At 75.2% G+C, this 7,689-nt stretch carries 1 protein-coding gene and 1 pseudogene; both read left to right on the top strand.

The window, feature by feature from the left end:
- Positions 1–4,056, top strand: a pseudogene (locus AB0L34_RS31795) (type I polyketide synthase); the annotation flags it as partial.
- 263 nt (positions 4,057–4,319) lie between these two features.
- A partial coding sequence (locus AB0L34_RS31790; RefSeq protein ID WP_363709122.1) for a type I polyketide synthase occupies positions 4,320–7,689 on the top strand: 3,370 nt, incomplete at its 3' end.

The raw sequence follows: 7,689 nt of genomic DNA, 5'->3' as shown, positions 1-7,689 counted from the left end.
CCGGCGGTCACGGTCGACACTGCGTGCTCGTCGTCGCTGGTCGCGTTGCACCTCGCGGCGCAGGCGCTGCGGTCGGGGGAGTGCGACCTCGCCCTCGCGGGCGGTGTGACCGTGATGGCCACCCCGAGCGCGTTCATCGGCTTCTCGCGGCAGCGGGGTCTGTCGGCTGATGGGCGGTGCAAGTCGTTCGCGGCGTCGGCGGATGGCACCGGTTGGGGTGAGGGCGTGGGCATGCTGCTGGTGGAGCGGCTGTCGGACGCTCGCCGTAACGGCCACCGGGTTCTGGCGGTGGTGCGGGGTAGCGCGGTGAACCAGGACGGGGCGTCGAACGGGTTGACCGCGCCGAACGGTCCGTCGCAGCAGCGGGTGATCCGTCAGGCTCTGGCGAACGCTGGTCTGTCCACGGTGGATGTGGATGCGGTGGAGGCGCACGGTACGGGCACCACGTTGGGTGATCCGATCGAGGCGCAGGCGTTGTTGGCGACGTATGGGCAGGATCGGCCGGGTGACCGGCCGTTGCTGCTGGGGTCGATCAAGTCGAACATCGGGCACACGCAGGCCGCGGCTGGTGTGGCGGGTGTGATCAAGATGGTCCTCGCGATGCGGCACGGCCTCGTGCCGCCGACGTTGCATGTGGATGAGCCGTCGCCGCACATCGACTGGGCGGCCGGGGCGGTGGCGTTGGCGACGGAGGCGACGCCGTGGCCGGTGGTGGGTCGGCCGCGTCGGGCGGCGGTGTCGTCGTTCGGGATCTCGGGGACGAACGCTCATGTGATCGTCGAGCAGCCGCCGGTCGAGGTGGTCGAGGGCGAGGTTGTGGAGCGTCGGGTGCCGCCGGTGGTGCCGGTGGTGTTGTCGGCGCGGACGGAGGCGGCGCTCGCCGGGCAGGCGGGCCGGTGGGCGCGTTGGCTCGCCGCCGACGAAACGCTGCGTCCGTTGGACGTGGCGTGGTCGTCGGTGACGACGCGGCCGGCGTTGGAGCAGCGGGCGGTGGTGGCCGCCGTCGACCGGGAGGGTCTGCTTGCGGCGCTGACGGCTCTTGCTGCCGGTGAGCCGTCGGGTTCGGTGTTGACCGGCGCGTCCGAGCAGCGTGGGCACTTGGCCCTGCTCTTCTCCGGGCAGGGCGCGCAGCGCGCCGGGATGGGTCGGGAGTTGTACGGGGCGTTCCCGGTGTTCGCCACCGCGCTTGACGAGGTGTGCGGGCACCTGGACCCGCTGCTGCCGCAGCCGCTGAAGGCGGTGCTCTTCGCCGAGGCGGGCACGGCCGACGCGGGCCTGCTGGACCAGACCGTGTTCACCCAGGCCGGGCTGTTTGCGGTCGAGGTGGCCCTCTTCCGTCTGGTGGAGTCGTTCGGGGTGGTGCCGGACTTCGTGGGTGGGCATTCGGTCGGGGAGATCACGGCCGCGTACGTGGCCGGGGTGCTGTCCCTTGGGGATGCGTGCGCGTTGGTGGCCGCCCGGGGTCGGTTGATGCAGGCGTTGCCGGCCGGCGGCGGGATGCTGGCGGTGAACGCGGCCGAGGCCGAGGTGCTGGCGTCTCTGGACGGGCTGACCGACCGGCTGGGCGTCGCGGCGGTGAACGGCCCGACCTCGGTGGTGGTGTCCGGGGCGGTCGACGCGCTCGACGAGGTCGAGCAGGTCTGGAAGGCGCGTGGTGTCCGGACGCGGCGGTTGACCGTGAGTCACGCGTTCCACAGTCCGCTGATGGAGCCGATGCTGGCCGAGTTCCGGGCAGTGCTGGGAGACCTGACGTTCTCGGCGCCGCTGCTGCCGGTCGTGTCGAACCTGACGGGGGCGCTGGCTGACGGCGACGAGATCCGCACGGTCGACTACTGGGTGCGGCACGTCCGGGAGGCCGTCCGGTACGCCGACGGCGTCACCACGCTGCGCAAGGCCGGGGTGGACACGTTCCTGGAGGTCGGCCCGCAGAGCGTACTGACCGCCATGGTCGCCGACGTGCTGCCCGACGAGGCGGGCGTGCTGTCCGTCGCCGTCCAGCGTCGGGACCGGCCCGAGACCCACGCGCTGCTGGCCGCCCTCGGCGAACTGCACGTCCACGGCGAGCCGGTGACCTGGCGGACCTGGTTCGCCGACTCCGGCGCCCGCCGCGTCGACCTGCCGACGTACGCGTTCCAGCACCAGCGGTTCTGGCCGGAAGCCGCGCCGCGCCAGCAGGCCACCCCGGACACGGGCGGCGACGCCGAGTTCTGGGCCGCCGTCGAGAGCGGCGACCTCGCCGCCCTCGCCGGCCAGCTCGGCGACGACGCCGCGGTGGACGCGCTGACTCCGGCCCTGCCCGTCCTGTCCACCTGGCGCCGCGCCCGCACCCGCGACGCGGCGGTGAACGGGTGGTCGTACCAGGTGGGGTGGCGGCGGATCGACCTGGCCGACTCCCCGGCGGCGGTCGGGACCTGGCTGCTGGTCGAGCCCGCCGGCGAGCCGTCGGCCGACCGGATCGCCGCCGCGCTGACCGCCTCCGGTGGGGACGTGCGTCGGGTGACCGTCGACCCGGCCACCGTCACCCGCGCCGGCCTCGCCGAGCTGCTGGGCGGCGCGCCGGCCGACGGGCCGGTCGGCGTGGTCTCACTGCTCGGCCTGCGCGACGAGCCACACCCGGACCACCCGTCCGTGCCGGTCGGTACGGCGGCCACCCTGCTGCTGCTCCAGGCGCTGCACGACGCCGGGGCGACCGCCCCGCTGTGGTGCGTGACCCGGGGCGCGGTCGACGCGGGCGACGGCGAACCCGTCCGCAGCGCCGGCCAGGGCGGCCTGTGGGGCCTGGGCCGGGTGGCCGGCCTCGAACTGTCGCAGTCCCGGGTGGGTCTGCTGGACCTGCCCGAACGGGACGTCGACCCGGCCCGGCTCGTGGCGGCGCTCGTCGCCGCCGGCGACGAGGACCAGCTCGCGATGCGGCCCACCGGCGTGTACGCCCGGCGGCTGACCCGGGCCACGCCCGCCGACGCGGCGGCGGCCGAGCGGTGGCGGCCCTCCGGCACCGTGCTGGTCACCGGCGGCACGGGCGCACTGGGCGCGCACGTGGCCCGCTGGGCGGCCGGCAACGGCGCCGAGCACCTGGTGCTGACCAGCCGGCGCGGCGACGCCGCCCCCGGCGCGACGGAGCTGCGCGACGAGATGACCGCCCTCGGCGTACGGGTGACGGTGGCGGCGTGCGACGTGGCCGACCGGGACGCCGTGGCCGGGCTGCTGGCCCGGCTGGACGACGACCCGGCGCCGCTGACCGCGGTGGTGCACGCCGCCGGCCTGAACGACGTCGTCCCGCTCGTCGACACCGACCTGGCCCGGCTCGCCGCCGTCATGGGCGGCAAGATCGCCGGGGCGGCGCACCTGGACGAGTTGCTCGGCGACCGGCCGCTGGACGCGTTCGTGCTGTTCGCCTCGATCGCCGGGGTGTGGGGCAGCGGCGGGCAGGCCGGCTACGCGGCCGGCAACGCCTACCTCGACGCGCTCGCCGAGCGGCGGCGCGCCCGGGGCCTCGCCGCCACCTCCGTGGCGTGGGGGCCGTGGGCCGACGGCGGGATGGCCACCGACGAGGCCCAGCGGGAGCTGGCCCGACGCGGGCTGCGAGTCATGTCCCCGGCCGACGCGGTCCACGCCCTGCGGGTCGCCGTCGGGCGCGGACGCGCCTGCCTCACCGTCGCCGACGTGGACTGGGCGACGTTCGGCCCCGCGTACGCCTCGACCCGGCCGCGACCGCTGCTGGCCGACCTGCCCGAGGCGCGGCCGGCCGACCGGCCCGCCGAGGACGAGCCGGGCGACGGCGGGCAGCCGCTGCGCGAGCAACTGCTCGCCCTGCCCGGGGACGAGCAGGACAAGCTCCTCACCGACCTGGTCCGCACCCACGCCGCGGCCGTCCTCGGCCACCCCGGCCCGGAGCGGGTCAAGCCGCGGCGCGCGTTCAAGGAACTCGGGTTCGACTCGCTGACCGCGGTCGAGCTGCGCAACCGGCTCACCCGGGCCACCGGCCTGTCCCTGCCCACCACGCTGGTCTTCGACTACCCCGACCCGGCCGCCGTGGCCGGCCACCTGCTCACCGCGCTGGTCCCCGAGACCGGGCGGCAGGAGGCGGCCGACCCGGCCGAGGTGGCGGTGCGCCAGGCCCTGGCCACCATCCCGCTGGCCCGCATCCGCGAGGCCGGACTGCTGGACCTGCTACTCAAGCTCACCGACGGCGACGACGCCGAGCAGGCCCCGACCGGCGAGGACGGCGACTCCATCGACGAGATGGACGCCGACGCCCTCATCCGGCTGGCGCTCGACGGCTCCGAGTCCTGACCCTTGTCCCACGTACGGAGTACATGATGTCCACGTCTGCAGATAAGGTCGTCGAGGCGCTTCGGGCTTCGCTCAAGGAGACCAGCCGGCTCAAGCAGCTCAACCAGCAGCTGACCGCGGCGGCCCGGGAGCCGATCGCCATCGTCGCCATGTCCTGCCGCTACCCGGGCGGGGTGGCCAGCCCCGACCAGATGTGGGACCTGGTCGCCTCCGGCGGGGACGCCATCGGCGGCTTCCCCACCGACCGGGGCTGGGACCTGGACAACCTGTACGACCCGCAGGCCGACCGGGCCGGCAAGTCCACCACCCAGCAGGGCGGCTTCCTCTACGACGCGGCGGAGTTCGACGCCGACTTCTTCGGAATCTCCCCCCGCGAGGCCCTGGCCATGGACCCGCAGCAGCGGCTGCTGCTGGAGACGTCCTGGGAGGCGTTCGAGTCGGCCGGCATCGCCCCGTCGTCGGTGCGGGGCCAGAAGGTCGGCGCGTTCGTCGGCACCGCCGCCAACGGCTACGGCGTCGGGCAGGACGGCGGCGCGGACGGCGCCGACGAGGGCTACCTGCTGACCGGCACCGTCACCAGCGTCGTCTCCGGGCGGATCGCGTACGCCCTCGGGCTGGAGGGGCCGGCCGTCACCGTCGACACGGCCTGCTCGTCCTCCCTGGTCGCACTGCACCTGGCCTGCCAGGCGCTGCGGGCCGGCGAGTTCGACCTGGCCCTGGCCGGCGGCGTCTGCGTCATGGCCACCCCCAGCCCCTTCGTCGGCTTCTCCCGCCAGCGCGGCCTCGCCTCCGACGGGCGGTGCAAGTCGTTCGCCGCCGCCGCCGACGGCACCGGCTGGGCCGAGGGCGTCGGCCTGCTGCTCGTCGAGCGGCTCTCCGACGCCCAACGCAACGGCCACCGCATCCTCGCCGTCATCCGCGGCAGCGCGATCAACCAGGACGGCGCGTCGAACGGTCTCACCGCCCCGAACGGACCCGCTCAGCAGCGGGTGATCCGGCAGGCGCTCAGCAACGCGCGCCTCACCACCTCCGACGTGGACGCCGTCGAGGCGCACGGCACCGGCACCACCCTCGGTGACCCGATCGAGGCGCAGGCGCTGCTCGCCACGTACGGGCAGGAGCGCGGCGATGGCGAGCCGCTGTGGCTCGGCTCGATCAAGTCGAACATGGGGCACAGCCAGTCGGCCGCCGGTGTCGCGGGTGTCATCAAGATGGTGATGGCCATGCGGCACGGCGTCCTGCCCGCCACGCTGCACGTCGACGAGCCGTCCCCGCACATCGACTGGTCGGCCGGTGCCGTCGAGCTGCTCACCGAGGCCCGGCCCTGGCCGGAGGTGGACCGGCCCCGCCGGGCGGCCGTGTCGTCGTTCGGCATCAGCGGCACCAACGCCCACGTCATCCTCGAACAGGCCGACCCCGCGCCCGCCCCGGCCCCCGTACCGGAGCAGCCCGGCCTGCTCGCCACCCCCGCCACCGTCTGGTCGCTGTCGGCCCGGTCCGCGTCCGCGCTGCGCGAGCAGGCCGCCCGGCTCGCCCGGTACGTCCGTGACCATGACGACGTCGACCCGGCCCGGCTGGCCTGGTCGCTGGCGACCACGCGGTCCGTGTTCGAGCACCGGGCGGCCGTGGTGGCCGCCGACCCGGCGCAGTTGCTCGCGGGGCTGGACGCGGTTGCCGCCGGCACCCCCGCCGGCACCGTCGTCACCGGCGAGGCCGGCGAGCCGGGGGAGGGTCCGGTCTGGGTGTTCCCGGGGCAGGGCGCGCAGCACGTGGGGATGGCGGCCGGGCTGATCGGTGCGTGTCCGGTGTTCGACGAGGCTCTCGCCGAGTGTCAGGTGGAGTTCGACCGCTGGCTCGATATCGACGTCCGCGCGGTGCTGATGGGCACCGACGACTCGTGGTTGGGTCGTTCCGAGGTGGCGCAGCCGGCGTTGTTCGCGGTCGGTGTGGGTCTGGCGCGGTTGTGGCGGCAGGCCGGCATGACCCCGAAGGCGGTGATCGGCCACTCGCAGGGTGAGATCGTGGCCGCTCACGTGGCCGGGGTGCTGTCGTTGGCCGACGCGGTGAAGGTGCTGGCGTTGCGGGTGCGGGCCCTGGCGATCATTGCCGGCACCGGGGCGATGGCGGCGATCGACCTGCCTGCCGCCGAGGTGGAGGCACGGCTGCCCGAGGGCGTGACCGTGTCCGTCATCAACGGCCCCGGTACCACGGCGGTCGCCGGGCCGCCGCAGCCCGTCGCCGACCTGGTCGCGGCGTGCGTCGCGGAGGGTGTGCGGGCCCGGCTCGTGGCCGTTGACTACGCCTCGCATTCGCCGGCGGTGCAGCCGGTCTCCGACCGGGTACGCACCGAACTGGCCGGCCTCGCCCCGAGCGACGGCGACGTCCGGATCATCTCCACCGTCACGGGGACCTGGCTCGACGGTTCCCGCATGGACGCCGACTACTGGGCGGAGAACCTGCGCCTGCCGGTGCTGTTCGACACCGCCGTGCGTACCGCCATCGACGCTGGTCACACGGACTTCGTGGAGGTCTCCCCGCACCCGGTGCTGACCATGTCGGTGACCGCGATCCTCGACGACACCGGCACCACCGGCCGGGCACTGGCCACCCTGCGCCGTGGCGAGGACGCCGCGCTCCGGCTGCTCACCAGCCTCGCCGCCGCCCACGCCAACGGGCTGCCGGTGGACCACCGCCGGATCCTCGCCCCCGCGCCGATCCTCACCGACCTGCCCACGTACGCCTTCCAGCGGCAGCGCTACTGGCCGGAGCGGACCACGCCGGCGGTTGCCGGACCGGTCAGCCCGGACGTCGTCGACGTCGAGTTCTGGTCGGCGGTGGAGCGTTCCGACGTGGCGGCGCTGGCCGCCCAGCTCGACGGCGGCGCGGCCGACGCGGAGCTGCTCGCTCCGGCGTTGCCGGTGTTGTCGTCGTGGCGGAAGGCCCGGTTGCAGCGGGCGGTGCTGGACGGCTGGTCGTACCGGGTGGTGTGGAAGCCCGCCTCCCCGGCCGGCGGGGCGACCCTCGCCGGCGACCTGCTCGTGGTGCGGCCCGCCGCCGACGCGGCCGTGGACGGCTGGCTGGACCTGCTCGCCGCCGCCCTGCCCGACGGGGTGGCCGTACGGGCGCTGGCCGTCGATCCGGCCCGGGTCACCCGGGCGGAGCTGGCCGAGTCGCTGGCCGGGCACCGCGAGACGCCACCGGCCGCCGTGGTGTCCCTGCTCGGCCTCGCCGACGCGCAGTACCCCGACCACCCCGGCATCCCCACCGGGCTGGTCGCGACCACCCGCCTCGTGCAGGCGGCGCAGGACGCCGACCTGCCCGCGCCGCTGTGGTGCGTCACCCGGGGCGGCGTCGGCACCAGCCCCGCCGAGCCGGTCGCCAGCGCCGCCCAGCACG

It is taken from the genome of Micromonospora sp. NPDC052213, assembly GCF_040679695.1.
In the GTDB taxonomy this organism is placed as follows: Bacteria; Actinomycetota; Actinomycetes; order Mycobacteriales; family Micromonosporaceae; genus Micromonospora.
The sequence above is the reverse complement of the archived record's forward strand: the minus strand, read 5'-3'. Positions and strand labels throughout refer to the sequence as shown.